Genomic DNA, 25,050 nt, shown 5'->3' on the forward strand with positions numbered 1-25,050 from the left:
TTTAAATTAAGCTAATGGAATTCTCTGAGGCGCTTCCACCCAAATTTTTTCAGTGATTAAAATTCCTATTAATACACATATTCCTGAAACAACTGTTAACAGTCCTCCATTTCCAAAAAATAACAATGCTAATGGAATGATATTGCCTATTAAAACTGTAACCATCCAAAATAGATTTTTATATCTCCCTTTGGTAATCATTTTAACAACTGTTTTTGCAGCTGTTGTAGGATGCGTAATTGTTAATTCAGTTACCAATGTAAATAGGTTAACAACTAGCGCAATAATCATGGTGTTTTTTAAGATGCTCATCCATTCTTCATTTCCAAATACTAAAGAAGCAATCACAAAAATTGCAACTCCTGCCATAATGCTGTGCACTAACATGTGTAATGGTAATGTTGGACTTTGCCAAAAATCGCGCCCTTTTGCTTGCGCAAATAAGAATGCTGTATAAATAGCTAATAATACTGCAAAAACAGCTGTTACCCATAGTAAAACAGTTTCTCCAACATGTACTTCAAAGAATGTCATGGCTCCCCAAACGGTTACTAACAATCCAAAAACTGTAATTGTGTAACCTCCTTTTACTAACCAAGAATTCCATTGTGGACGTAATAAAACGTTTAAGAAACGATCTGGCCTGTCTAAATCCATTACCAAGAATAATCCCGTTAAAGCTAAGAATGTTAATGAAATTCCTGCTGACCATAATTTAGCTGTTGAAGATACTTCATAACCCAACATAATTGCTAAAAATGGAATTAAAAATGCGCCTGCTGCAATTGCTTTTGTAAACACATACGCTGAAACTTCCCAACCCCATAAAATACCTTTATCTGGCGTATCATAAACTCTACGAGCTTTCCCAGTTAGTACATCAATATAATTTGGATTTTTACTTTCTTTCTTTTGATAAGCTGCCTGAATATCATTATCTATAGTCATTTGTAATAAATCTACATCATTATTGGTATGCATCATTTTTTCAGCCGCTTTTGCAAAATGCCCAACACCACGTGCTTGTGAATTCCACAAACCTGGCCCAGATTTATCTGTTGCTTCAGGAACTAAAGAAGCGTCATCAGCATCAATATAAAATAAATTTGGCTTGGTGCCTTTTTCTGGCTTACGAACTTTCACTGCTTGACGTGCCAATAATTGAGAGATTTCAGTAGCAGGATTATCCATGTCTCCAGCAATAATTGCATGTTCTGGGCAAACCGACACACAAGCGGGCTCTCTACCTACATCAACTCTATGTGCACAATAATTACATTTTGCAGCAGTATTAGTGTTTGGGTCAATATATAACGCATCATACGGACAAGCTTGCATACAAGATTTGCAACCAATACAACGGTTATTATCAAAATCTACAATACCATCATCACGTGTATATAATGCTTCAACTGGACAAATTTCCACACAAGGTGCATCTGTACAATGGTTACATCTCATTACTGAAAAAATTCGACGTGTATCTGGAAATTCTCCTTTTTCTACTTGTTTAACATACGTTCTGTTAACGCCAACTGCAACATCATGTTCTGACTTACAAGCTGTTGTACAAGCATGACAACCAATACATTTCCGATTGTCAATTATAAAACCATACTTCATATTTTATTAAAATAATTTAGTGTTAACAAATTTAACTATTGACAATGTTAGTATTGTGACAAATATCACATAATATATTATTTAGAATCAATTTAAATTACACACCTGATTTATTAACTAGAAATAATTTACTTTTGCTCTAAATTAATGTATAATAATGAATATTACTGTTTTATTTTTTGGTATTACTACTGACCTTGTTGGAGAAAGTTTATTACATTATAACTTACAGGGAAAATCTAGTGTTAAAGAATTAAAAGAGACTTTAAAATTAAAGTATTCTACTTTAAAAAACATACACGAATATGCCATTGCAGTTAATGAAGAGTATGTTAATGATGAATTTTTAATTAAGGATGGTGACATCGTAGCTATTATTCCGCCTGTAAGTGGTGGCTAATTTTTTAAGTGTTTTTTATCTATATAAAATGTACCAAATGGAATAACAGATGCTATTAAAACTGTCCAAGTAGTTTTAGCTTCCCATTTTAATTCGTATTTCAGCATAATTGCAAATACAACATACACTAAAAATAATATTCCGTGCGGCATTCCAAGCATTTTAACAAAAGAATCGTTTCCTGCAAAATATTTGATTGGAGTTGCAATAAATAACAACAATAAAAATGATATCCCTTCTAAAAAGCTAATAATTCTAAATATACTTTTCATTCTGATTTTCTTAAAATTAAAGATTTTACGAAAATAGACTTTAGATTTGTTAAATTTGCTAAATATTAGTTAAATATCAATGATCCAAAAAACTTCTATAAAAATAACAGCTGAAAAATTAAATTTACAAAACTGTATCACTTTTGTTGAAGACGATACTTGTGGTGGAATTGTTACTTTTGTTGGAACCGTAAGAAATGTAACACAAAACAAAACGGTTACTTTATTAGATTTTAGTAGCTATGAACCAATGGCATTGAAAGAAATGCAAAAAATTGCCGATACCATATTGGAAAAGTACCCAATTCATAAAGTTGCTATTCATCATGCTATTGGCAAATTGCAAATTGGAGCTATTCCTGTAATTATTGTTGTTTCATCCGCTCATAGAAAAGCGGCCTTTGAAGCTTGTGAATACGCCATTGACACCTTAAAAGAAACCGTTCCTATTTGGAAAAAAGAACATTTTGAAGATGGTGAAGTTTGGGTGAACTCACACCCTTAAATAATTTCCATTTTTTGTAACAAAAAAGAGGCGTTCATATTTTTACAAATTCCTTCTTTAAGTTTATAATCAAAACTTAATTCATCATTTATAATTTCAGCGTCAAAATAATAGTTCTTAACTTGCGGTAAATCTCCTTCAATTTCACACAAACTTAAATCGTGTGTAGCTATTATCCCAGTTGACTTAGAACTTACCAATTTTTGTACAAATTTTCTAGACCCAATTGCCTTATCTGTACTATTGGTTCCTTTTAATATTTCATCTAAAATAATAAAATATTCTTCTGTTTTAATTTCATCAACAATAAATTTTAATCGTTTTAATTCAGAAAAGAAATAAGATTCATTATCTGCCAAAGAATCTGACGTGCGCATACTTGTAATTAACTTTATAGGAGCATATTTAAATTCCTCAGCACACACTGGCAATCCCATATTTCCCATAACTATAGCAAGTGAAACCGTTCTTAAAAAGGTGCTTTTACCTGCCATATTTGCGCCAGTAATAATAAAAAATTGTTGGTTTTCAATTGAAAAATCATTATCAACTCTTTGAGATTCCTTTAATAAAGGATGTCCCAAATTTTTTGAAGTGATTACTTGTTTATTTTTATCAATTTTAGGGAAAACATACCTTGGATGATTATAGGCGAAATTTGCTAAAGAATTTTGAGCATCAAAAAAAGCAATAATAGTAAACCAATTTTCTACTTTACCTCTATAAATATGTATCCATTTTTCAACGTTGTAAACTTGTTGCAAATCACGTAATAAAAAAGCATTTCCAAAAACAGCTACAATTAAATTATTTCGCTGATCAAACGCATTTAGAACTTTAGAAAATTTAGCAAATATGGTAGATGCTTTTTCCAATTCGGTTTGAATCTCTTCCTGTTTCTCTTTTAAAATTTGTGAAGAAAAAGAAGCTGTTTCAATTTCGTTCAATAATTTATGATACTGCTTAAAAGTGTCTTTTGCATTGCTGGCATCACTGTATAATTCATTTACTCTCTTGTGATAAGCTCCAGAAATTCCTAAACCAATAAAAAACCAAAGTAGCAAAATTTGTTCTGCAATAATTTGCATACCAACAAGGGCAATTAACACCATTGAAACAACTGAAAATATTGTTGGTAAAAAAGCGATAACTTTTGGAAAAACCGATTTATAATTATGCATCCAATTTATAATTTCTTTCGCTGGATGTTCAACTTTTACCAAGCTGGCAAGTGCAGAAAATTGCTGCCTCCATTTCGGTTTTTGACTTAATTCTTTAATGGCATTTTGTCTTTCAACAATACTTGAAATATCATTATTAGTTAATCTTTTAACAAACTCTTGTTCTCCTTCATTTGTAACTGTTCTGTTGCAATATTGAAAAAAAGACCCTTTCCCAAACAAATCAATATCATAACTAAAAGGATGTGTTGAATCCATAAATTTAGCTCCACTTTGTAATGAAAAATAGTCTCTTTTTAAAACTTTTATTTCTGTGTTGTTTATTTCAAGAAGTGCTTTGTTAAGATTGTTTTTGTATTGTAAATTGGTATGCCTATTTATTAAATAGGCAAACAAAATAATCCATAAAACAATAATTAAAATTACAATTTTAATAGTTCCAAAAAAGAAATAAATGCCAAAAACAGCACTTAAAAAAATAAAGAGACGCAATAAACTAGAAACTGCTAATTTCTTTTTTATGGTTTTTAATTCTTGCTCAAAAAAAACTTTTTGAGTTGTATAAAATTTAGATGGATTGTGCATTTAATATTTTGTTATACCTCCAGACAGACTTAAAACCGAGAGTGATGGATATTTTTCCTTTATTTTTAAAGTAACTGCATAACTTGTAATTCCTTTTGCACAAATTATTACATACTTCTTTTTAAAATTGGGTTTAAAATTTTCTATATCGAAAGTTTTATATGGAATTTGTTGATGAACATTGAAAGGAATTGTTTCATCAAAATTATTTAATATACTAACTATTTCAATGGCTGAATTTGAAATAGTTTTTTTAATTCTGAAGCAGTAATTAACAATGTACTATCTTGAAAAGTACATTTAGAGTCTAAATATGTTGAGTTTTTAAAAATTTCTTCAATATTTAGCTGCTTGTTTCTCTTTAGTTTTATTTTAAATTGAGAGTTATTAAGCGTATTGTAAATTAACAATTGATTGGTTAATAGTTTCCCTTTTTTTGTAATTAATTTAATCACTTCATTTGTTTGAAACAAGGCAATTAAACCTACAATTGGATTTAGAGTTCCTGCTTCTTCACAATTTGGAATATCTGTTGCTATTTTAGGAAAGGCATCTCGTAAATTACATGTATATTCTTCGTCTTCACCTAACACATTAAACGTAGCAACATAACCATCAAATTTGTACAATGAACCGTACACTAAAGGTTTTTTAGCTAAAACACAAGCATCGTTTATCAAATATTTTATTGGTAAACTATCTGTTCCATCAACTACAATATCGTATTTTAAAATTAAATCTAAAATTGAATCTTTATCAATAGCCTTGTTTGTATGCGTAACTTTCGTAAAAGGAGTTCTCGTTTTTATTTCATTTGCCAGAATTTCAACTTTTGGTTTACCAACATTTTCGATTTTATAAAAAACCTGACGATGTAAATTTGAAATTGAAACAGTATCAAAATCAACTAAATGTAATTCTCCAACCCCACTAGTTGCTAAATAAATTGCAACTGGATTTCCTAAGCCTCCACAACCAATTATTAATACTTTGGCTTTTTGCAAAAGTTCTTGCCCTTCTTTACCTATTTCAGACAATGTGGTTTGGCGTTTAAAATATTCCTCTTTATTGAAGTCCATTATCTATTTATTTTAGCGTAACCCATTTCATTTAAATAGTATTTCTCTTCTTTTATTGTATAGTACTTATCTAACTTTTTAAGATACTGAAAATACTGAATATCTCCAAAGCCATAAACAGTTTCTTTTTGTTGCCAAAGTAATAAATTACTAACAATTTCTTTTGTTGAAAGTGAACTAGAATTTATAATTTCTAAAATTTTATTTTCAATTTGATTTAAACCGTTTTCGCTTGGAAATCGCAATAAATGTTGATTGATAGCTAATTGTAAATACTTAAATTTTGAACTTTGGTTGAAATCAAAGCTCTTTAATTTTTCTTTATTATTTTCAACGTATAACTCCCAACTTTCTTTGGCAAATTCTAAATTAGTTTTACTTAATGAAATTTTATGATTATATAAAATTGTAAGCTCTTCTGGAGAATAATTTGGCAAAGACTGCAATTGTACTTTGTCTTTCTCTTTTTCTGTACAAATTAAATAATAATTTGTTTTTTTTACATAATTATCTAATAAATAAGTACACAAAGCCAACAAATTAACTTGGCAAAACAAATCATATTCAAACCATAAAACTACGTTATCATAATCTGACACATCTTCTAATTGTATAATTTCTTTAATGGTTTTATCGTAATATTCTAATCGTTCTACAGCAAACTCATTTTTAAAATAAGTATATCTTTTAGTCCAAAACTCATCGCTCCCAACTTCTTTATGTAAAGAACCATCACATAATAATTCTCGCCAAACAACAACATCACCTTTAATTCCAGATTTTTCTAAAATTTGAGCAGTGCTATCATCATTTAATACATGAATTGTTTTACTCATTTATTTCTTTGTGGGCTGCTTTAAATTCTTCAGGAGTATTTATATTTCTAATAAAATCATCGTCAACCTCCACAATTTCAACATCAGAATTTATCAATACTTTTCTTGGGCAAGAATAACCTTGTGCTAAATAATTCAACAATAATGTATAACTTTTTGGTTCCCAAATGGTAATTAAAGGCTCTGGAAATTGTTTGTTTTTTCCTTTAATTGTAGTGGCAGCTTTTGAAGGATTTCTATGTTTTAATAACAATTGAATTACAGCATCATTTACAAATGGTAAATCGGTTGCAATTACCAGCCAAGCAACATTCGGGTTTTCTTGAAAAGATGAACAAATAGCTCCAAATGGACCTAAACCTACAAACTTATCGGTAATTTTATTCTCAATACCAATTTGTTGTTCTTCTCTAACAGATAAAAATGTTTTCAAGTTGTTTTTCTCTAGCAAATCAATGGCTACATCTCGCTGATTTTTACCGTAGAAATTTAACATTCCTTTATCCGTTCCCATTCGGGTACTTTTCCCTCCAGCCAAAACCAACCCTTGAATTGGCGCAATTTTTTCTTTTATTAAATTTTCTATGTGCTTTGAAATTTTATCAATTTCATTGATATTATAACAATGTAAGTTTTTAATTTGAGGATGCTTCTCTTCTAGAAAGTCGAAAAACGCAACATCATCGGTTAATTTAATAACAAACTGAATATTATTTAATTGGTCTAATCTTTTTAAAACCGAAGCCTCTTTATCTTTATCTAAAATTAAAATTTGCTTGGCTCCTTGGTAATGGTTTCCATTAATAAAAACAACATCAAATTGTGAGAATTGAATACGTTGATTGAATTTATTGACTTCAAAATTTGTTGAAATAGCAGCCGTTCCTTTTGAATGAAATGTAAACGTTTCTAAATTATTTAATTGAATATCTTTAGAATGAGAAGCATCAAAATAAGCTAACTTATAGTTCAATAAATTTTTAGAAACTTGATGTGCTAAATTTGAAATAATACCACATTTTGTACCAACAAAAGCTATTTCATTTGGTCCAAAATTATCGTTATCTCTTAGTATTAATTTGGTATGTTTTTGATGTTTACCCATTTTTAATATCACTTTTACCTCCTGATTTTTCAACCAATTTCACTTCTTTAATGACCATTTTTTGAGAAATTGATTTACACATGTCATATACGGTTAATGCTGCAATACTTGCGCCTGTAAGCGCTTCCATTTCAACACCCGTTTTCCCTTCAATTGCAACAGTGCATAAAATTTCTATATGTTTGTTGTCTATAATTTCAATATCAATATCAACGCCGTTAATTAATAAGGGGTGACACATTGGAATTAACTCAGAAGTTTTTTTAACAGCTTGTATACCTGCAATAATAGCGGTTTGAAAAACAGGGCCTTTTTTGGTGGTTAATTCCTTGTTTTCAAAATGAGCAATAATTTCAGCACCCAAAAACATGGTTGCTTTTGCAATTGCTTTACGTTTGGTAATTTTTTTATCACCAACATTTACCATTTTGGGGTGGTTATTTTTATTTATATGAGAAAATTGTTTCACAATTTTAAAGTTTTTAGTGTTGTATTTTTAGTGCTTAGTTAGATTTTTCTGAGATGTTTTGACAATTGCGGTTAACATTCCAATAAGTTCTTCAATATTAGCTCCAATTGAAGTTCCACTTCTCAATAATTGATTGGATAAAATATATTCATTTTCGCTTAATAATTTCTTATAAAGCTTAGTTGTTTTTAATGAAAATTGAAAACTTTTTTCTTTAATAATACTTTCACTCATAACTTAACACTCAAAATTAAAAACTCCGATACAAAAATATTGAAAATACTTCTCCTTTTGTAAAATTACTTAATTGTTGGGTTAATTTTATTTTGTACAATGTATATTTTATTTCTACCTAAAGTTATAACCTTCTCTTGTTCTAATTTTTTTAAGGCTCTTGAGACTGTTTCTCTAGATACTTTCAAATCACGAGCAATATCAAAATGTTTTATGTTTATTGTTGTGTTATTTTTTATTAAACTTGTGTATTGCAAATACTTTAATAATCTATTTTCCAAACATGTAAAAGCAATGTCGTCAATTTTTTCAATTAGATAAGATGTCTGTTGCTGATTTAATTGAAAATAAAAAGATCTCCAAGAGTTATATTTTAAAAACCATGAATTTACAACTTTTGCGGGTATAGCTATATATACAATATCACTTTGCGCTTCTAATCTTATTTCACTTATTTTATTTTCTAAAGCATAAGTAATAGCAATTGCACTGAGTTGATTCTTCGCTAAAAAATGTAAAAAAATTCCATTTCCTTTCCCATCTCTATGCATTACCTTAACTACACCTGAAACAATTAAAGGAATGAAGTCAATTTTTCTTCTTATCTCTAAAATTATTTTTTCTGATTCTGCTTTTTTTAAAATCCCATTATTGCCAATTTCTTGCAGTAATTTTTCTTCAAAAATAGTTGAAAAATTGGCCGTAATAATTTCTTTTAGTTTCATAGACAGAAACCTTGTTAATGAGGTAGTTTTTCTTTAAATAATCCATATAGAAATGCACCTAAAGTTGCTCCAAAAATTACAACTAAAATTGACACAACTCCCTTACCTATCAATACAAACATTGGCCCTGGACAAGCGCCTGCTAATGCCCAACCCAAACCAAATAAAATACCTCCTAAAAGATTTCGATATAATCCACTTTTTTTTGGTGCTACATAAACATCATTTCCTTCAAATGTTTTTACCATTTTTTTTCGAAAAAGAAACATACTTATCATACCCAAAACAATTGCAGAACCAATAATTCCGTACATATGAAAAGATTGAAATTTAAACATTTCATAAATTCGATACCATGAAATTATTTCTGCTTTGGTCATTACTATTCCGAAAAGAATTCCTACTAAAAAAAATTTTATATACTTCATCTTTCTAAAATATTAATGGTAAAATAAACCAAGTCATTGTTAATCCTCCTATAAAAAATCCAATGACAGATATTAATGAAGGAAGTTCTAAATTACTCAAGCCAACTATCGCATGCCCTGAAGTACAACCTCCGGCCCAACGTGCACCAAAGCCAACCATAACACCTGCAATTATAAGTGTAAAAAACCCTTTAATTGTAAGCATTGTATCTATACTAAAAATTTCGTCAGGCAAATAAGAACTCCCTGCATTGGCAATACCTATAGCCGCCAAATCTTTAACAGTTTGCGGATTTAACGCTACAACATCACTAGTTGACAACCATTGAGATGCTATAAACCCTCCTGCAATAGAACCGGCAATAAATATTAAATTCCATGAGTTTTGTTTCCAATCAATTTTAAAATAATCAATAAATTTCCCTGCTCCACCAATAGAGCATAAAGTTTCTAAATTTGAAGATACGCCAAAACGTTTACCAAAATAAAATAGTAAAAACATGACGATTGAAATAACGGGACCTGCAACATACCAAGCCCAAGGTTGGGTAATAAATTCCATAATTAAGTTAGTTAGTTTCTCCAAATATCATAAAATAAATTGCTTATAACAAATATTAGAAATTTTAAAACTCTAATATTTCTATTTTATTTCGGTGTAATTTTATTTTTCCTTCGTTTTCTAGTTGTTTTAACAGTCTTGAAATCACAACCCTAGATGTATGTAAATCGTACGCAATATCTTGATGTGTGGTATGCAAAGATGTGTCCCTCATTATTTGAGCCTTGTCTGTTAAATATTTATACAACCGCTCATCCATTCTCATAAATGCCAGGGTATCTATAGTTTCCATCATTTCATTGAGTCGAATATTATAACTATCAATAACAAAATTTCTCCAAGATTTATATTTTACCAACCATTCATCTAGCTTCTCTTTTGGAAGAAAAATAAGTTCTGATTCTTTTTCTGCAATAGCCCTAATACCACATTTTCCATTTGATATTGCACTTGCAAATGAGCTTGCACACGTATCCCCTCGTTCTAAAAAATACAATAAAATTTCTTCCCCATTTTTATCTTCTCTTACTATTTTAATAGCTCCTTCTAATAATAAAGGTACACCTGTCATTTTATCTCCTAAATCAACTAGCAGTTCATTTTCCCTGAGTTTTTTATACGTTCCTACTTGCACTATTTCATCAATTAGTTCATCTTCAAAAACAAACGAATAATAGTTTTTTAGCTTTTCTCTCATTTTTTTAAATAATATAAAATTTTAGTTGTAGCTCCTGTTCTTTCAACTACATAATTTAAGGCTTGTTTACCTGCTTTTTTCCTTTTTTGTTCTTCTTGAAAAAACTTTTTTAAAAGTACGTATAATTTTTTAGAATTATTAACTGAAAAACATGCCTTTTTATTTACCAAGTCAATCACCTCTAAAAATTTATTATAATTGGGGCCTATTAGTATTGGAACTCCAAATGTTGCAGGTTCTAAAACATTATGCACACCTGTATTTGTAAAACCTCCTCCTACGTAAGCTATATTAGCATAACTGTATATTTTAGTAAGTATCCCTACCGTATCAATTATAAAAACCTGAAAATTTTGAAGTTTTTTATCCTTTTTGTCAGAAAATAGAATTACTTTTTTTGAAATGGATGCTTTTAATTCTTCTATATTTTTGGCGTTAATATTGTGTGGTGCTATTATAAATTTTTCATTTTCTGAAGCTAAATTGTTGATATATTCAACTAATATTTTTTCATCATCTTCCCAAGTACTTCCAGCAACCAAAGTATAGGTGTTGTTTTTAAATTCTTCAATAAATTGAAGTTGATTATTTTGTTGTGTTATTTCAAAAACCCTATCAAAACGTGTATCACCACTTACTGTAACATTTGAAAAACCAATACTTTTTAATAATGTTTCTGAATTTTCATCTTGTACAAAAAAATGATTAAATGCCTGTAAAGTTTTTCGCATCCAGTTGCCATACCATTTAAAAAAAGGTTGATTTTTTCTAAAAATTCCTGAAACTAATATTGTTTTTATATTTCTTTTTTTTAATTCCCTCAATATATTTGGCCAAAATTCATATTTTACAAATACGGCTAATTTTGGATGTACAATATCTAAGAATTTTTTTGCATTTAATTTTGTATCTAATGGCAAGTAACAAACTACATCGGCCTCTTTATAATTTTTTCTAACTTCATATCCAGAAGGTGAAAAAAAGGTTAAAACTAATTTGTGAGTTGGGTTTTCCTCTCTTAATTTTTCAATTATTGGCCTTCCTTGCTCAAACTCGCCCAATGATGCACAATGAAACCAAATTACTTCATCATTTTTAGAAATAACTTTTTTTAGTTTAGAAAAAGTTATTTTCCGACCATCAACAAACAACTTCACTTTTTTATTGAAAAGTGCTATAATTTGTAGAAACAAGCGGGCAATAAAAATAAGTATGTTATATAAAAAGTACATAAAAACACAAAGGTACAAAATAAGCCTATAAAAAAACTCCCAAACTTAACAAGTTTGGGAGTTTTAAATTTATAAAAATTTGTTTCTTAAGCTTCAAAAGGCTCAATAGAAACATATGATCTATTATCTTTCTTTTTTTGGAATTTCACCACACCATCAACTTTCGCATGCAATGTGTGATCTTTTCCCATATATACGTTATCACCAGGGTGGTGCTGAGTTCCTCTTTGACGGATAATAATATTACCTGCTATTGCAGCTTGACCACCAAATATTTTTACTCCTAGTCGTTTCGATTCTGATTCTCTACCATTCTTCGAACTACCTACTCCTTTTTTATGTGCCATGATATTATGGTTTTAAAATTGAAATTTTTATTTAGTTAATGCCTCAATTAATTCAGCTTTCTTTAAAGAAGTGTATCCTGTAATACCTTTTTCTTTAGCTAATGCTTTTAATTCAGTAACCGTTTTTGAACTTAAATCCTCTGAAATTGTTTCTTTAGATTCTTTTGTTGGTTCTTCTTTTTGTACAGGTGCTTTTTTAGCAACTTCTTTTTTATTTGCTCCACTAGCAATAATACTTTCAATTTGAATTTCAGTTAAAGCTTGGCGATGACCATTCTTTTTCCTATATCCTTTTCTACGTTTCTTTTTAAAAACGATTACTTTATCACCTTTTAAGTGACCTAAAATTTTAGCCGTTACTTCGGCTCCTTTTATAGCTGGGGCGCCAACTGTTACTGTACCTTTACTGTCTAAAAGAAGAACTTTATTGAAAGAAACTGTAGTTCCTTCTTCTTTTTGTAAGCGTTGTACATAAACCTTTTGGTCTTTTGCTACTTTAAACTGCTGCCCTGCTATCTCTACAATTGCATACATACGTATAGTTTTATTCGCTTTATTAATAATTCTTTACCTTTTAATTAAGGCGGGTGCAAATATATAATTTTTTCTTGATTTCAACAAAACAAATCAAACCCAAAAAAAATCCATCCTTTTATTAAGGATTGCTAACTATCTTAAGTTTTTGTTAATTCTTAATGTTTTTTAAAGTAGATGTTAAAAAAACAATATCTTTATCTCTAGTATTAGTACTTCAGAATGGTTTTTTTATTTAAAAAACATTTCTTCTGTAAAAATTGTAACATCTATTCAAAAATAGCGTCTTATACGCAATATTAATTAATTTAAAACCTATAAACAACTATGAGAAAAATTTATTTCTTAAGCCTTTTAGGGCTACTTTTAAGCATTAATACATTTGCTCAAAAGGTAGACTTTGAAGAGTATGACTTAAGCAACGGTTTGCATGTAATTTTATATCAAGATAATTCTGCTCCCGTAGTAACCACTTCTGTTATGTACCATGTAGGTGCAAAAGATGAAAACCCTGAAAGAACAGGTTTTGCTCACTTTTTTGAACATCTATTATTTGAAGGCACTGAAAATATTAAAAGAGGTGATTGGTTTAAAATAGTATCTTCTAATGGAGGAACAAACAATGCCAATACAACTCAAGATAGAACTTATTATTATGAAGTTTTTCCTTCAAACAATTTAAAACTTGGTTTATGGATGGAATCTGAAAGAATGTTACATCCTATTATAAACCAAATAGGTGTAGATACTCAAAATGAAGTTGTAAAAGAAGAAAAGAGAATGCGTTATGATAATTCTCCATACGGACAATGGACGCCTCAAGTTTTTAAAAATCTATTTAAAAAACACCCTTATCGCTGGACAACAATTGGGTCTATGGATGATTTAGATGCCTCTACTTTAGAAGAATTTAGAGCTTTTAACAAAAAATTCTACACCCCTAATAATGCTGTATTAGTAGTTGCAGGAGATTTTGAAAAAGCTTCTACAAAAAAATTAATTAAAGACTATTTTGAAAGTATTCCTAGAGGAAAAGAAATAACACGTACTGTAATAAAAGAAGACCCTATTACTGAAGAACTTAATGTAACATTTGAAGATTCTAATATTCAAATACCTGCTGTTTTTACAGTGTATAGAACACCTGCTATGACTACGAGAGATTCTCGAGTGTTAGATATGATTTCGACAATCTTAAGCGGAGGTAAAAGTTCACGATTGTATAAAAAATTAGTTGACGATGAGAAAAAAGCAATGCAAATTGCTGCATTTAACTACTCTTTAGAAGATTATGGAGCCTATGTTGTATTGGCACTTCCTTTAGGGGAAAATACACTTGATGATTTAGTAAATGAGATGGATGAAGAAATTGTAAAACTTCAAACAGAATTAATTTCAGACAAAGAACTTCAAAAATTAAGAAATAAATTTGAAAATAAATTTGTAAACTCAAACTCAAGTATTGAGGGTATTGCAAATTCACTGGCAAAATATTATATGCTTTATGATAATGTGAATTTAATTAATACTGAAATTGAAATTTACAATTCTATTACCAAAGAAGAAATAAGAAAAATTGCTAAAAAGTATTTAAATCCTAATCAACGATTAGTACTAGATTATTTACCTAAAACTGCTAAAGAATAAAACCTATGCAACGTATGAAAACAAAAATTTTATCTATCATAACACTATTTTTATTGACATTTTCAATGTCGGCTCAAATAGACCGATCAATACAACCAAAACCAGGACCATCTCCTAAAATTAATATTGGACAGCCTAAAACCTTTGAATTAAAAAATGGGCTAAAAGTTTTAGTAGTTGAAAACCATGTATTGCCTCGTGTATCAGCAACTTTAACTATTGACAATAATTTAATTTTTGAAGGTGATAAGGCTGGCGTATCAAGCTTAACAGGTAGCTTAATGGGGTCTGGAACAAAAAATATTCGTAAAGATGATTTTAATGAAGAGGTTGATTACTTAGGTGCAAATATCTCATTTTCAAGTCAAGGTGCTTATATGCGATCTTTATCTAAATATTTTCCAAGAGTTTTAGAATTAATGGCAGATGCAGCCCAAAATCCGGTTTTTACACAAGAGGAGTTTGATAAAGAAGTGAACCTTTTGCTTGACGGAATTAAATCTGGTGAAAAAAGTGTAGCCAACATTGCCAACAGAGTGCAAAGTGCATTAGCTTATGGTAAAAATCATCCTTACGGTGAATTTACATCAAAAAAAACTGTTCAAAATATAAAATTAGCAGATGTTCAAAATTTCTACACTACTTATTTTAAACCCAACAATGCATATTTAGTAATTGTTGGTGATGTTAATTTTAAAGAGGTAAAGAAATTAATTAAAAAACACTTTAACAATTGGGAAAAAGGTGAATTGCCATCTTACACAATTCCAACGGTAAAAAATGTTGCTAAAACAGAAATTGATTTTATTAATATGCCCAATGCTGTACAATCTAATATAGCTGTTTTAAACACTGCAAATTTAAAAATGAGTAATCCTGATTTTTTTGCTGTAAAACTTGCAAACAAAATTTTAGGTGGAGGTGGAGAAGGCAGACTCTTCTTAAATTTACGAGAAGATAAGGGTTATACTTATGGTGCCTATTCAAACATAAGGAGTAACGAAAAAACAGCTACTGTATTTAAGGCTTCTGCTCAAGTACGTAATATGGTAACTGATAGTTCAGCTGTTGAGTTTATAAAAGAAATTAAAAAATTTAGAGACAGTCTTGTTTCTGAAGAAGAATTAAAAAATGCTAAGGCCGCTTACATTGGTAGTTTTGTTAGAAATGTTGAAAAACCTGAAACAGTAGCTAGTTATGCTCTAAATATTAAAATAAATAATTTACCAGAAGATTTTTATGAATTGTATTTAACTAAAATTAATGCTGTAACCGTTGAAGATATACAACGTGTTGCACAAAAATATTTTAGTGCAGATAATGCTCGAATAATTATTGTTGGTAAAGCTTTAGATGTATTACCAAACCTTGAAAAATTACCTTACCCTATTAAATATTTTGACAAGGAAGCAAACCCTACTTCAAAACCTGAGATGACAAAGCCAATTCCTGCTGGTGTTACAAAACAAACTGTAATTGATAGTTATTTTGAAGCTATTGGAGGGCAAGAGAAAGTAAATACAATAAAAACGGTATTTAATACCTCTGAAGCAAGTATGCAAGGTATGACCTTGCTATTAGAATCAAAATCAATGGTTCCAAATAAGCAATCAGTTATTATGTCTGGTATGGGTATGATTATGTCTAAAATGAAGTTTGATGGAGAAAAAGGCTATTCAGAACAACAAGGGCGTAGAATGGATTTAGCAGGTAAAGAATTAGAAAAAGTAAAATCCAATACTGTACCATTTCCAGAAACTGGTTACGCTATAGATGAGAAAGTTTCATTAGAAAAAATTGAACCAATAGACGGAAATGATACTTATGTATTAAAAGTAGGTGATGATATTTCTATTTATTACGATGTAGCTTCAGGGTTAAAAATAAAACAAGCAACTAAAATTAAAATTGGTGAAAAAACAATGTACCAAACTTTTGATTTCTCAGATTATAAAGACGTTGATGGTATTAAATTTCCTCATTTAATTAAAATGACAATGGGACCTCAACAGTTTGAATTTATTGTTAAAGAAATATTAATTAACAAAGATGTTGCTAACAGCGATTTTGAATAAATAATATAAAAGAATACTTTTAAAACGCCTCAATTTGTATGAGGCGTTTTTTATTTAGATTTATTAACTAAATAAACTCCTATAAGAATAATAAACCCTGAAATAAATTGTAAAAACAAGATTTTTTCTCCATCTAAAACACCCCAAGTTATTGCAACAATTGGAATTAAATACGTTACAGATGAAGAAAACACAGGGGAAGAAATTTGAACCAATTTATTAAACATAATTTTGGCTAATGCAGTTCCAAAAACTGCTAAAATCAACATATAAAATAATGAGGTTGTACTAGTTTCTGTAAATTCGAATGTTTCAAAAAATCCAGTAAACAATAGTACCGCTATAGCAGGAATTATTAATAATACAAAATTCCCTACAGCAATACTTACAGCATCTAAATCATACAAATATTTTTTTAAAATGTTTACATTTAATGCGTAACCAATGGATGCAATGAGTATAAATATAGCATAAAAATAATCTTGATTTGGATGAAGTTCAGCACTTTTGAGAATTAACATCAATGTTCCTACTAACCCAATAAAAATACCGATAACTTGATTTTTTCCAAAGTTAAATCCAAAAAACAAAACTCCTAAAATTAAGGTATTTAAAGGCGTTAATGAATTCAAAACGGCAGTAATTGAACTGTCAATTTTTTCAATAGCATACGCGAATAAAAAGACGGGAAAAAAGCTACCTAATAAAGCATTTAACGATAAATAATACCAATGCTTTTTTTTTATTCTTGAAAAACTCTTAAACCCAATAAGCAATAAAAAAATGGCCGTAAATAAAATTCTAAATACTCCTACTTGAATTGGAGTTAAACCAATCAAAGCTTTTTTCATTAAAATAAAAGAACTCCCCCAGATAATTGAAAGGGAAAATAAATAAATCCACCTTAATTTTTTATCGTCCATTTTTGAAGCAAAATGCAAAAATCGGATAAAAATTCGGATTTAAAGTATAAATTTATAAATTCGCAAAACTATTTACTTAATTTTTAATTATGAAAAAAATAATTCCCATTCTAATACTAACATTCCTTTTTATTTCTTGCAGCGAAAACAAAAAAGAAACTACGGCTAAAAAGACCGAAGTTAAAAAAACCGAAGTTGCTGCAAATTACAAAAGTATTGAAGTTGACATTGAAGGTATGACATGTGAAATTGGTTGTGCTAGAACCATACAATCAAAATTATCAAAAGTTGACGGCGTTACCTATTCAAAAGTAAATTTTGAAGCAAAAAAAGGAATATTTACCTATGATTCCAATAAATTAAGCGAGCAAGATATTACGAATAAAATAAGTGGAATTGGTGGTGGAGACCTTTATTCAGTTACAAAAACAACTGAAATTAAAGAAGTTATTAAAAAAAATAAATAATTTCATTATTTCTACGCTAAAATTATTGTTTCTTTGTATCATCAAATTTTAATCAAAATCAATCTAAAATGAAACAAATCAAATTTTTAATTGCAATTGCATTGGTAAGTGTTATTGCTATTTCTTGTAAAGAAACTAAGAAAGAAGATGTTAAAGACGCTGTAAAAACAGAAGTTGAAGCTGCAAAAGAAACTGTAAAAGATGCTGTTGATGCAACTAAAGAAGGAGCTGAAGACATGAAAGAAAGTGTTGAAAAAGCTGTTGATAGTTTAAAAGCTACTGCTGAAGACGCTGCAAAAAGTGTTAAAGAAGGTGCTGAAGCTGTAAAAGATGCCGTAAAACACTAAGACAATTTTATATAGGTCTAAATAAAAACTCCAATTGATAAATTGGGGTTTTTTTATGCTCTATTCTTTCTTAGTGAATAGTATAAAAATAATAAACTCATAAAATACAATAACCCCACCAATTGATGAGCTACACCTAGAAAGAGAGGGATTTTTCCATGAACATTTAATACTGTAAAAATTCCTAATATTACTTGAACCACCACTAAAACAAAAGTGAATTTAAGCCATTTTTTTGAAGTTATTTCAATTTTATCTTTTAATTTGAAATACATATAAATAGTTGAAAAAACTAAAATATAAGCTAGCATTCTATGCGTAAACTGAATAAATGCTGGAGCAAACAAATAAGTGTCGTAATTAATAAAATTATTCCAATTCCAATTTGAAGAACTCAACAAAACACTTGGAATAAACTCTCCATTCATATCAGGCCAAGAGGGGTAATACAACCCTGCCTTCATCCCAGACATCAATCCTGCAAAAATTAGTTGAATAAAAGTAATACCTATTGTAATTAAAACAACTTTATTAGCAACTATAATTTTAAGGCTTTTAAACCTGTATACATCTGCCACTGTTTTAACCATTGCTGTAATTACTAACACCGCTAAAATAAAATGAACAGTTAATTTATATGCATTTACCCAAGGCCTGTTTACCAAACCACTTTGTACCATAATCCAACCAGCCGAAGCAGTTAATATTGTAAGAAAAATAACCAGTCCTAAACGCTTTATTAAATAAAAATCGAGTTGCTTTTTAACAACAAAGAAAATAAAAGGAATTAAAAATATAAATCCGAGTGACCTAACCCAAAGTCTGTGAAAGTACTCCCAAAAATAAATAAATTTGAACTCATGAATTGTAAATGTTGAGTTTAATTTATGAAACTGAGGTGTTTGTTTATACAAATCAAATGCATTTAGCCATTGCTCAGGAGTTAATGGAGGTATAACTCCCGTAATTATATCCCAACGTGTAATAGAAAGCCCCGACCCTGTTAAACGAGTAATTCCGCCCAAAATAACCTGGCCAATTAGCATAATTAACCCTACTAGTAACCAATTTCTAATTGTTTTTGAGTATTTAAAATTGTTTTTTAACATTTATTTCCATTCTAAAGTTTCAACTAAATGCACCATATCTTTTTGAATATATTTAACAGCTGGTATTATTGAATCATAATTAGGTTTTACATAAAAATACAAAGCTCCTGAAAGCACATGCTTTACACTATCTGTAGCTCTAAATTGAATATTTGTAGCAACATTACCTTCAATATTATACAATTCTCCAAAAACTTTTTTGTCAAAATTTTCGTATGGAACTGAATTAATTACGTCTGCTTTTATAGTGTGTTCAAATGTTAGTTTCTCAACCTCTTTTAAAATTTCTTCTAAATTATTTTCAACAGCTCTATATGTAATATATATAGTAGCTTTAAGTTTTGGGTATTCAATACTTGCCCAACAATTCTTTTTAAATTTTATTGTGGCTAAATTGGAAATTTCAAAACTATATGGACAGTTTGATTTAATTTTTTTATATGTTGGTTTATGGTATTGTAGTTTTAAATATGGTTTTGGTTTTGGTAATACTTCCTCTCCACAAGAAAATATAAAAAAGGCAATAATTAAGAGTGCATAAATTTTCTTCATTCTACTATTTTAATTAGTTCTATGAATTGTAACCTTTACTTGTTTTATTCGCTTCTTATCCATAGATTCAACCTTAAACGAATAATTACCAATTTTTATTATTTCATTTTTTTTAGGAAATTTTCCATGAACTTCTAAAATTAAACCCGCTAAAGTTTCTGATTCTCCTTTATTTTCATCAAAAAAATCTGTATTTTCAATTTCTAATATTTTGTAAAAATCTTTTAAATTAGTTTTTCCTTCAAATAAATAGTTGTTTTTATCCAACTTTGAATATGTAGCATCGTCATCATCAAACTCATCACTTATATCACCTACAATTTCTTCAATTACATCTTCTAAAGTTATTATTCCACTTGTTCCTCCATATTCATCAACAACAATTGCTAAATGACTTTTTATTTCCTGAAATTCTTTTAATAAATCATCAAGTTTTTTATTCTCAGGCACAAAATACGGTTCTCTAAGTAGTTTTAGCCAATTAAAATTTTTCACATTTAAATATGGTAATAAATCTTTTGCATATAAAACGCCTATAATATCATCTATGTTTTCGTTAAAAACGGGGTTTCTAGAATAACCATTATCTACTATTTTGTCTAAAACATCTTTGTATGGCTCTGAGCTAGAAAGTGCAAAAATATCTATTCTAGGTGTCATAATTTGACTTGTTTCAGTATTGCCAAAATTTACGATTCCTTCTAATATTTTTTGTTCATCTTTTGTTGTTGCTTCATTTGAGGTTAACTCTAATGCTTGAGATAACTTTTCAACTGATAAGTTAGATTTCTTTTTTCCAAGTTTTCTTTCAATAACATTTGTTAAACGCATCATTGGTAAACTAACTATTGAAAGTATTGAATTTAATATTTTAAGTGGAAAAGCCATAAATGAAGCAAATTTCAACGAATTTCTTGTCGCATAAATTTTAGGCAATACTTCACCAAATAATAAAATTAAAAATGTTACTAAAACTACCTCTAAAATAAATTTGAAAATAATTGAAGCTATATTTTTAAAAATAAACTCTCCTATATAAGCAAAAATTAAAACAATTAAAATATTTATAAAATTGTTTGATATTAAAATAGTTGCTAGTAGTTTTTGAGGGTTTTTAAGCAGCGACACTACTGTTTTTTGGCTTATTGATTTTGATTCAGAAGCCTTGTCTAAATCAGTTTTAGAGAGTGAAAAAAAGGCGACTTCAGCACCAGAAATTAAAGCAGAGAGTAATAGTAACAGTAAAAAAATTACACTACTTATGGGTAACCAGTAACTTATAGTTTCTGGTAATAAAATGAGTAAAATCGAGGGTTCAGGATCCAAATTAATTTTAATTTAATTAAACTTAGAATGGTAAATCATCATGGTTATCTGTAGACTGTTCTTGTACAGTTGGCTTGTCAATTGTGTTTTTTTGAGGCGTGTTTAATTCACTTTTGGTGGTTAGAAATGTCATGTCAATTACATGAATTTCTGTGGTATATCTTTTCGCTCCATCATCTCCTTCCCATTGTCTTGTTTTTATTCTACCTTCACAATATATTTTATCACCTTTATTTAAATATTTTTCGCAAATTTCGGCTAGCTTATTTCTAACCACAATATTATGCCATTCTGTGGTAGTTACTCTTTCTCCTGTTTGCTTATTTGTATACGTTTCATTTGTTGCTAAAGGAAATCGTCCAATTGAATTTCCTCCTTCAAAATAATGCATCTTTACCTCGTCTCCTAAATGTCCTATAAGGATTACTTTATTAACTGTACCTGCCATAATTTTAATTCATTTACACATCAAAAGTACTAAAAAAAATAGTTGGTTTTGTATTGGTTTAAAAAATTATGTATTAAAGTTGAAACTGGATATTTTTTAACGGTTTTCCAATGAACTGTATAATCTGTTAAAATTTGAGTTTTTACAATCCAAAATTTAGTATAAATATGTTGGTGAGATAATTTATGTATTACCACACTATCATTAAAAAGCTTTACGGTTATATTACCTGTTTTAAACAATGTATTAAATTCTTGTTGTTCAATAAGTTGCTTTTCATCAATTAAGCTTTCTGTTTCAATTAAAGGAAACTCATACAAATTTTTCCAAATACCTTTTTCTCGTTTTACAATTTTGGTGTTGTTATCTTCTGTCTCAATAACAATATAATTGAAATATCTCTTTTTTATTTTTATCTTGTTTTCTTTTACAGGAAGCTCATTAACTCTTTTTTCTGACAATGCAACACAGCTATCATTCAATGGACAATTGCTACAAATTGGGTTTTTAGGTTTGCACATAAGTGCTCCAAACTCCATAATTGCCTGATTGTGTGTACCTGAGTTTTTAGTATCTAATAATTGTTGAGCTAGCTGTTTAAACTCTTTAATTCCTTTAGTTGTATTAGTAGGAGTGTGAATTCCAAAATAACGAGCTAATACTCTATAAACATTACCATCTACAACCGCTGTTGCTTTGTTAAAACAAATTGAAGCTACAGCTGAAGCAGTATAATCACCAACTCCCTTTAATTTAATTAGTTCATTGTAGGTTTTTGGAAATTCTCCATAAAGTTCATTCATTATATATTTAGCTGAAAAATGTAAATTCCTTGCTCTTGAATAATATCCTAATCCTTGCCAAAGTTTTAATATTTGTTCTTCTGAAGCTAAAGCCAGATCATTTACGGTGGGAAAATTTTCAATAAATTTATAATAGTATTCCGTTCCTTGATCAACTCTAGTTTGTTGTAAAATAATTTCAGACAACCAAATTTTGTATGGGTTAATGGTAGAACGCCAAGGTAAATTTCGCTTATTCTGTAAATACCACGATATTAGCTGATTAGAAAAATTCATTACATTTTTTATAAAATACAATAATACAAGTTTTAATTGATTAAATTTTAGTGAATTAACTTTTTGAAATTGATTTATATATCCTATATTTGCCGTCTTAATTTTATAATAACTCATATTAACAATATTAAAAATGACGAAAGCAGAAATCGTATCAAGTATCTCAGATAAATCTGGAATTGAAAAAGCAGATGTTTTAGCAACTGTTGAAGCGTTTATGGAAGAAGTAAAAACATCTTTAGAAAAAGGTGACAATGTTTATTTAAGAGGATTTGGTAGTTTTATTATTAAAACAAGGGCTGAAAAAACTGGAAGAAACATTTCAAAAAATACAACTATTAAAATTCCTGCTCACAATATTCCAGCTTTTAAACCTGCAAAAGTTTTTGTAGAAAGTATCAAAAGCAATGTGAGTGTATAAATAGACACATTTTATTTATTAACATAAAAATATTATTTTATTATGCCAAGTGGTAAAAAAAGAAAAAGAGCTAAGATCTCTACTCACAAACGTAAAAAAAGAGCAAGAGCAAATAGACATAAAAAGAATAAGTAGGGCTAACTTACTTATTCTTTAAATTTTAAGTTCATTGAAATAAATATTTACATTAATTTGTAAATATTGTTGGGTATAAAATCCTGTAAAAATTAATTATAAATCGTTCAAATCGAAGTGATTTGGACATAAAACAATACAGAGTGAAAACAGAATTAATTATAAGATCAAACTCCTCTGATATTGATTTTGCCTTATTAAAAGATGGTAGATTAACAGCACTAAATAATGAAACAAATGGAAATAAATTCTCTGTAGGAGATATTTTTTTAGCTAGAATAGGTAAAGTATTATCTGGGTTAAATGCTTCATTTGTTAATGTTGGTTATGAAAAAGATGGTTTTTTACATTATCATGATTTAGGAGCACAATTACTGTCATTAAATAAATTTATAAAAGGTGTTAGCACAGGTAAAATTAAAGATTACACTTTAAAGAATTTTCAACTAGAAAAGGATATTGACAAAAATGGAAGTATTATTGACGTATTAAAAACAGGTCAAACTTCTTTAGTTCAAATTGTAAAAGAACCAATTTCTACAAAAGGACCACGTATGAACTCTGAAATATCAATTGCAGGGAGATATATGGTTTTAGTTCCTTTTTCTGAAAGAGTTTCAGTTTCTCAAAAAATTACTAACTTAGAAGAAAAAGAACGATTAAAAAGATTGGTAAAAAGTATTAAGCCAAAAGGTTTTGGCGTAATTATTAGAACTGTTGCAGAAAATAAAAAAGTAGCAGAACTCGATAGAGACATACAAAACTCCCTAGAACGATGGGTAGTGATGTGTAAAAAAATTAGATCAGTAAAATCACAACAAACACCTGTAAAAGTGTTGAGTGAGTTAAATAGAGTTTCTTCAATATTAAGAGATTTTTTTAATGATTCTTTTACAAGCATTGTAACAAATGACGAAATATTATTTCTAGAAATTAAAGAATATTTACGAGAAATAGCTCCTGAAAAAGAGTCTATCGTAAGTTTATACAACTCTAAAGTTCCTATTTTTGAAAAATTTGGAATTGAACGTCAAATAAAAACAGCATTTGGTCGTACCGTTTCAATGAGTAAAGGAGCTTATTTGGTAATTGAGCATACTGAAGCACTTCATGTAATTGATGTTAATAGCGGAAATCGTTCTAATAAGGCGACTTCACAAGCTGACACAGCGCTTGAAGTTAATTTAATTGCTGCTTCAGAAATTGCACGTCAATTACAATTGAGAGATATGGGTGGTATTATTGTTGTTGACTTTATTGATATGCACACAGCTGAACATAGACAAAAATTATATGATCACTTAAAAGCTGAAATGGCATTTGATAGAACTAAACATAAAATATTACCTCCAAGTAAGTTTGGACTTGTTCAAATTACAAGGCAAAGAGTGAGGCCTGAGTTAGTTATTAAAACTCAAGAGCCTAACCCTAGTGGTTCAGGAGAAGTAGAAGCTCCAATTGTTTTATTAGATAAAATTGAAGCTGAACTTGATAAACTTATTGTTTTAAAAGATCACAAAAAGATAATACTAAACGTACATCCTTTTATTGCGGCTTACTTAAAGAAAGGAATTCCATCTATTCAACATAGATGGTTTACAAAATACAAAAAGTGGATTAAAATTTTACCAAGAGATGCTTACCAATATTTAAAATTTAATTTCACCAATAAAAATGGTGAAGTACTTAAATAATTAAATAAGGCAT

At 28.9% G+C, this 25,050-nt stretch carries 29 protein-coding genes; 8 read left to right on the forward strand and 21 right to left on the reverse strand.

Features of this window, described 5'->3' with window-relative positions:
* Positions 1–6: 6 nt before the first annotated feature.
* The gene (gene nrfD, locus Lupro_RS07275; RefSeq protein ID WP_068208020.1) at positions 7–1,623 is read right to left on the reverse strand and encodes an NrfD/PsrC family molybdoenzyme membrane anchor subunit; all 1,617 of its coding nucleotides are present in this window, start codon (positions 1,621–1,623) and stop codon (positions 7–9) included.
* Positions 1,624–1,780: 157 nt separating this feature from the next.
* Here nrfD and Lupro_RS07280 point away from each other — a divergent pair, with 157 nt between their 5' ends.
* The gene (locus Lupro_RS07280) at positions 1,781–2,023 is read left to right on the forward strand and encodes a MoaD/ThiS family protein (protein ID WP_068208023.1); all 243 of its coding nucleotides are present in this window, start codon (positions 1,781–1,783) and stop codon (positions 2,021–2,023) included.
* Here the strand turns inward: Lupro_RS07280 and Lupro_RS07285 are convergent.
* On the reverse strand, positions 2,020–2,295 hold the full coding sequence (locus Lupro_RS07285; RefSeq protein WP_068208027.1) for a DUF3817 domain-containing protein: 276 nt from the start codon (positions 2,293–2,295) through the stop codon (positions 2,020–2,022). The two genes, Lupro_RS07280 and Lupro_RS07285, sit on opposite strands and share 4 nt — an antisense overlap.
* An 82-nt stretch (positions 2,296–2,377) precedes the next feature.
* On the opposite strand from Lupro_RS07285, the gene Lupro_RS07290 reads away from it, so the two are divergent.
* Positions 2,378–2,800: a molybdenum cofactor biosynthesis protein MoaE gene (locus tag Lupro_RS07290; RefSeq protein ID WP_068211516.1), complete on the forward strand. Its 423-nt coding sequence runs from the start codon at positions 2,378–2,380 to the stop codon at positions 2,798–2,800.
* Here Lupro_RS07290 and Lupro_RS07295 read toward each other — a convergent pair.
* From Lupro_RS07295 to rplU, 13 genes are all read right to left on the reverse strand, one after another.
* On the reverse strand, positions 2,797–4,566 hold the full coding sequence (locus tag Lupro_RS07295; RefSeq protein WP_068208030.1) for a MutS-related protein: 1,770 nt from the start codon (positions 4,564–4,566) through the stop codon (positions 2,797–2,799). The genes Lupro_RS07290 and Lupro_RS07295 overlap by 4 nt on opposite strands.
* A 221-nt stretch (positions 4,567–4,787) precedes the next feature.
* Positions 4,788–5,645, reverse strand: a complete 858-nt coding sequence (locus Lupro_RS07300; RefSeq protein ID WP_227807430.1) for a HesA/MoeB/ThiF family protein — start codon at positions 5,643–5,645, stop codon at positions 4,788–4,790.
* Entirely contained in the window at positions 5,645–6,481 is an 837-nt protein-coding gene (locus Lupro_RS07305) for a DUF1835 domain-containing protein (RefSeq protein ID WP_068208033.1), read from the reverse strand. The genes Lupro_RS07300 and Lupro_RS07305 overlap by 1 nt, the downstream gene beginning before the upstream one ends.
* Complete coding sequence (locus Lupro_RS07310) at positions 6,474–7,586, reverse strand: NTP transferase domain-containing protein (RefSeq protein WP_068208036.1); 1,113 nt, start codon at positions 7,584–7,586, stop codon at positions 6,474–6,476. The genes Lupro_RS07305 and Lupro_RS07310 overlap by 8 nt, the downstream gene beginning before the upstream one ends.
* On the reverse strand, positions 7,579–8,055 hold the full coding sequence (moaC, locus tag Lupro_RS07315) for a cyclic pyranopterin monophosphate synthase MoaC (protein WP_099092396.1): 477 nt from the start codon (positions 8,053–8,055) through the stop codon (positions 7,579–7,581). Before moaC ends, Lupro_RS07310 begins: the two co-directional genes overlap by 8 nt.
* A gap of 27 nt (positions 8,056–8,082) precedes the next feature.
* Positions 8,083–8,289: a four helix bundle protein gene (locus Lupro_RS07320; RefSeq protein ID WP_068208040.1), complete on the reverse strand. Its 207-nt coding sequence runs from the start codon at positions 8,287–8,289 to the stop codon at positions 8,083–8,085.
* 65 nt (positions 8,290–8,354) lie between these two features.
* Positions 8,355–9,014: a Crp/Fnr family transcriptional regulator gene (locus tag Lupro_RS07325; protein WP_068208043.1), complete on the reverse strand. Its 660-nt coding sequence runs from the start codon at positions 9,012–9,014 to the stop codon at positions 8,355–8,357.
* A 14-nt stretch (positions 9,015–9,028) separates the two neighbouring features.
* On the reverse strand, positions 9,029–9,442 hold the full coding sequence (locus Lupro_RS07330; RefSeq protein ID WP_068208046.1) for a DUF6691 family protein: 414 nt from the start codon (positions 9,440–9,442) through the stop codon (positions 9,029–9,031).
* A 4-nt stretch (positions 9,443–9,446) separates the two neighbouring features.
* Positions 9,447–10,004: a YeeE/YedE family protein gene (locus tag Lupro_RS07335; RefSeq protein WP_068208049.1), complete on the reverse strand. Its 558-nt coding sequence runs from the start codon at positions 10,002–10,004 to the stop codon at positions 9,447–9,449.
* A gap of 64 nt (positions 10,005–10,068) precedes the next feature.
* Positions 10,069–10,701, reverse strand: a complete 633-nt coding sequence (locus Lupro_RS07340; RefSeq protein ID WP_068208052.1) for a Crp/Fnr family transcriptional regulator — start codon at positions 10,699–10,701, stop codon at positions 10,069–10,071.
* Positions 10,698–11,858 carry a 3-deoxy-D-manno-octulosonic acid transferase gene (locus tag Lupro_RS07345; protein ID WP_335339087.1) on the reverse strand — a complete coding sequence of 387 codons (1,161 nt, stop codon included), beginning with the start codon at positions 11,856–11,858 and terminating at the stop codon, positions 10,698–10,700. Before Lupro_RS07345 ends, Lupro_RS07340 begins: the two co-directional genes overlap by 4 nt.
* A 161-nt stretch (positions 11,859–12,019) precedes the next feature.
* Positions 12,020–12,280 (reverse strand): 50S ribosomal protein L27, encoded by a 261-nt coding sequence (gene rpmA / locus Lupro_RS07350; RefSeq protein WP_068208058.1) that lies wholly within the window; start codon positions 12,278–12,280, stop codon positions 12,020–12,022.
* A 27-nt stretch (positions 12,281–12,307) separates the two neighbouring features.
* A complete protein-coding gene (gene rplU, locus Lupro_RS07355) occupies positions 12,308–12,814 on the reverse strand; it encodes a 50S ribosomal protein L21 (protein ID WP_068208061.1) in 507 nt (168 codons plus the stop codon).
* A 327-nt stretch (positions 12,815–13,141) separates the two neighbouring features.
* Between rplU and Lupro_RS07360 the strand changes: the two genes are divergently transcribed.
* The gene (locus Lupro_RS07360) at positions 13,142–14,461 is read left to right on the forward strand and encodes a M16 family metallopeptidase (protein ID WP_068208065.1); all 1,320 of its coding nucleotides are present in this window, start codon (positions 13,142–13,144) and stop codon (positions 14,459–14,461) included.
* A gap of 14 nt (positions 14,462–14,475) precedes the next feature.
* Positions 14,476–16,536: a M16 family metallopeptidase gene (locus Lupro_RS07365; RefSeq protein ID WP_068211522.1), complete on the forward strand. Its 2,061-nt coding sequence runs from the start codon at positions 14,476–14,478 to the stop codon at positions 16,534–16,536.
* 50 nt (positions 16,537–16,586) lie between these two features.
* On the opposite strand, the gene Lupro_RS07370 is transcribed toward Lupro_RS07365, so the two are convergent.
* Positions 16,587–17,459: a DMT family transporter gene (locus Lupro_RS07370; RefSeq protein ID WP_068208068.1), complete on the reverse strand. Its 873-nt coding sequence runs from the start codon at positions 17,457–17,459 to the stop codon at positions 16,587–16,589.
* Positions 17,460–17,548: 89 nt separating this feature from the next.
* On the opposite strand from Lupro_RS07370, the gene Lupro_RS07375 reads away from it, so the two are divergent.
* Entirely contained in the window at positions 17,549–17,926 is a 378-nt protein-coding gene (locus Lupro_RS07375) for a heavy-metal-associated domain-containing protein (RefSeq protein WP_068208072.1), read from the forward strand.
* 68 nt (positions 17,927–17,994) lie between these two features.
* Positions 17,995–18,273, forward strand: a complete 279-nt coding sequence (locus Lupro_RS07380) for a hypothetical protein (RefSeq protein WP_068208075.1) — start codon at positions 17,995–17,997, stop codon at positions 18,271–18,273.
* A gap of 53 nt (positions 18,274–18,326) precedes the next feature.
* Here Lupro_RS07380 and Lupro_RS07385 read toward each other — a convergent pair whose 3' ends face one another.
* Genes Lupro_RS07385 through mutY form a run of 5 tightly spaced genes read right to left on the reverse strand, consistent with a single transcriptional unit; the run spans position 18,327 to position 22,787 of the window.
* On the reverse strand, positions 18,327–19,382 hold the full coding sequence (locus tag Lupro_RS07385) for a COX15/CtaA family protein (protein ID WP_068208078.1): 1,056 nt from the start codon (positions 19,380–19,382) through the stop codon (positions 18,327–18,329).
* Positions 19,383–19,934, reverse strand: a complete 552-nt coding sequence (gldD, locus tag Lupro_RS07390; protein ID WP_068208081.1) for a gliding motility lipoprotein GldD — start codon at positions 19,932–19,934, stop codon at positions 19,383–19,385.
* Positions 19,935–19,943: 9 nt separating this feature from the next.
* Positions 19,944–21,260: a gliding motility-associated protein GldE gene (gene gldE, locus Lupro_RS07395; RefSeq protein ID WP_068208084.1), complete on the reverse strand. Its 1,317-nt coding sequence runs from the start codon at positions 21,258–21,260 to the stop codon at positions 19,944–19,946.
* A gap of 22 nt (positions 21,261–21,282) precedes the next feature.
* The gene (locus tag Lupro_RS07400; RefSeq protein ID WP_068208087.1) at positions 21,283–21,708 is read right to left on the reverse strand and encodes a single-stranded DNA-binding protein; all 426 of its coding nucleotides are present in this window, start codon (positions 21,706–21,708) and stop codon (positions 21,283–21,285) included.
* A gap of 29 nt (positions 21,709–21,737) precedes the next feature.
* The gene (gene mutY, locus Lupro_RS07405; protein WP_068211525.1) at positions 21,738–22,787 is read right to left on the reverse strand and encodes an A/G-specific adenine glycosylase; all 1,050 of its coding nucleotides are present in this window, start codon (positions 22,785–22,787) and stop codon (positions 21,738–21,740) included.
* A 133-nt stretch (positions 22,788–22,920) separates the two neighbouring features.
* Here mutY and Lupro_RS07410 point away from each other — a divergent pair, with 133 nt between their 5' ends.
* Together Lupro_RS07410 and Lupro_RS07415 are read left to right on the forward strand one after the other, a co-directional pair.
* Entirely contained in the window at positions 22,921–23,208 is a 288-nt protein-coding gene (locus Lupro_RS07410; protein WP_068208089.1) for an HU family DNA-binding protein, read from the forward strand.
* A 278-nt stretch (positions 23,209–23,486) separates the two neighbouring features.
* Positions 23,487–25,037, forward strand: coding sequence for an Rne/Rng family ribonuclease (locus Lupro_RS07415; protein WP_068208093.1), 1,551 nt, complete (start codon positions 23,487–23,489; stop codon positions 25,035–25,037).
* Positions 25,038–25,050 lie beyond the last annotated feature (13 nt).

Source organism: Lutibacter profundi (assembly GCF_001543325.1).
GTDB classification, from domain to species: domain Bacteria; phylum Bacteroidota; class Bacteroidia; order Flavobacteriales; family Flavobacteriaceae; genus Lutibacter; species Lutibacter profundi.

Coding starts and splice junctions, on each gene's coding strand:
- Lupro_RS07335 (WP_068208049.1), bottom strand. CDS start 10,004: ATGGAATTTATTACCCAACCTTGGGCTTGGTATGTTGCAGGTCCCGTT.
- Lupro_RS07375 (WP_068208072.1), top strand. CDS start 17,549: ATGAAAAAAATAATTCCCATTCTAATACTAACATTCCTTTTTATTTCT.
- Lupro_RS07320 (WP_068208040.1), bottom strand. CDS start 8,289: ATGAGTGAAAGTATTATTAAAGAAAAAAGTTTTCAATTTTCATTAAAA.
- nrfD (WP_068208020.1), bottom strand. CDS start 1,623: ATGAAGTATGGTTTTATAATTGACAATCGGAAATGTATTGGTTGTCAT.
- Lupro_RS07310 (WP_068208036.1), bottom strand. CDS start 7,586: ATGGGTAAACATCAAAAACATACCAAATTAATACTAAGAGATAACGAT.
- gldD (WP_068208081.1), bottom strand. CDS start 19,934: ATGAAGAAAATTTATGCACTCTTAATTATTGCCTTTTTTATATTTTCT.
- Lupro_RS07305 (WP_068208033.1), bottom strand. CDS start 6,481: ATGAGTAAAACAATTCATGTATTAAATGATGATAGCACTGCTCAAATT.
- Lupro_RS07410 (WP_068208089.1), top strand. CDS start 22,921: ATGACGAAAGCAGAAATCGTATCAAGTATCTCAGATAAATCTGGAATT.
- Lupro_RS07280 (WP_068208023.1), top strand. CDS start 1,781: ATGAATATTACTGTTTTATTTTTTGGTATTACTACTGACCTTGTTGGA.
- Lupro_RS07360 (WP_068208065.1), top strand. CDS start 13,142: ATGAGAAAAATTTATTTCTTAAGCCTTTTAGGGCTACTTTTAAGCATT.
- Lupro_RS07400 (WP_068208087.1), bottom strand. CDS start 21,708: ATGGCAGGTACAGTTAATAAAGTAATCCTTATAGGACATTTAGGAGAC.
- Lupro_RS07295 (WP_068208030.1), bottom strand. CDS start 4,566: ATGCACAATCCATCTAAATTTTATACAACTCAAAAAGTTTTTTTTGAG.
- Lupro_RS07325 (WP_068208043.1), bottom strand. CDS start 9,014: ATGAAACTAAAAGAAATTATTACGGCCAATTTTTCAACTATTTTTGAA.
- Lupro_RS07365 (WP_068211522.1), top strand. CDS start 14,476: ATGAAAACAAAAATTTTATCTATCATAACACTATTTTTATTGACATTT.
- Lupro_RS07370 (WP_068208068.1), bottom strand. CDS start 17,459: ATGGACGATAAAAAATTAAGGTGGATTTATTTATTTTCCCTTTCAATT.
- Lupro_RS07380 (WP_068208075.1), top strand. CDS start 17,995: ATGAAACAAATCAAATTTTTAATTGCAATTGCATTGGTAAGTGTTATT.
- Lupro_RS07385 (WP_068208078.1), bottom strand. CDS start 19,382: ATGTTAAAAAACAATTTTAAATACTCAAAAACAATTAGAAATTGGTTA.
- rpmA (WP_068208058.1), bottom strand. CDS start 12,280: ATGGCACATAAAAAAGGAGTAGGTAGTTCGAAGAATGGTAGAGAATCA.
- Lupro_RS07330 (WP_068208046.1), bottom strand. CDS start 9,442: ATGAAGTATATAAAATTTTTTTTAGTAGGAATTCTTTTCGGAATAGTA.
- Lupro_RS07300 (WP_227807430.1), bottom strand. CDS start 5,645: ATGGACTTCAATAAAGAGGAATATTTTAAACGCCAAACCACATTGTCT.
- Lupro_RS07340 (WP_068208052.1), bottom strand. CDS start 10,701: ATGAGAGAAAAGCTAAAAAACTATTATTCGTTTGTTTTTGAAGATGAA.
- Lupro_RS07285 (WP_068208027.1), bottom strand. CDS start 2,295: ATGAAAAGTATATTTAGAATTATTAGCTTTTTAGAAGGGATATCATTT.
- rplU (WP_068208061.1), bottom strand. CDS start 12,814: ATGTATGCAATTGTAGAGATAGCAGGGCAGCAGTTTAAAGTAGCAAAA.
- mutY (WP_068211525.1), bottom strand. CDS start 22,787: ATGAATTTTTCTAATCAGCTAATATCGTGGTATTTACAGAATAAGCGA.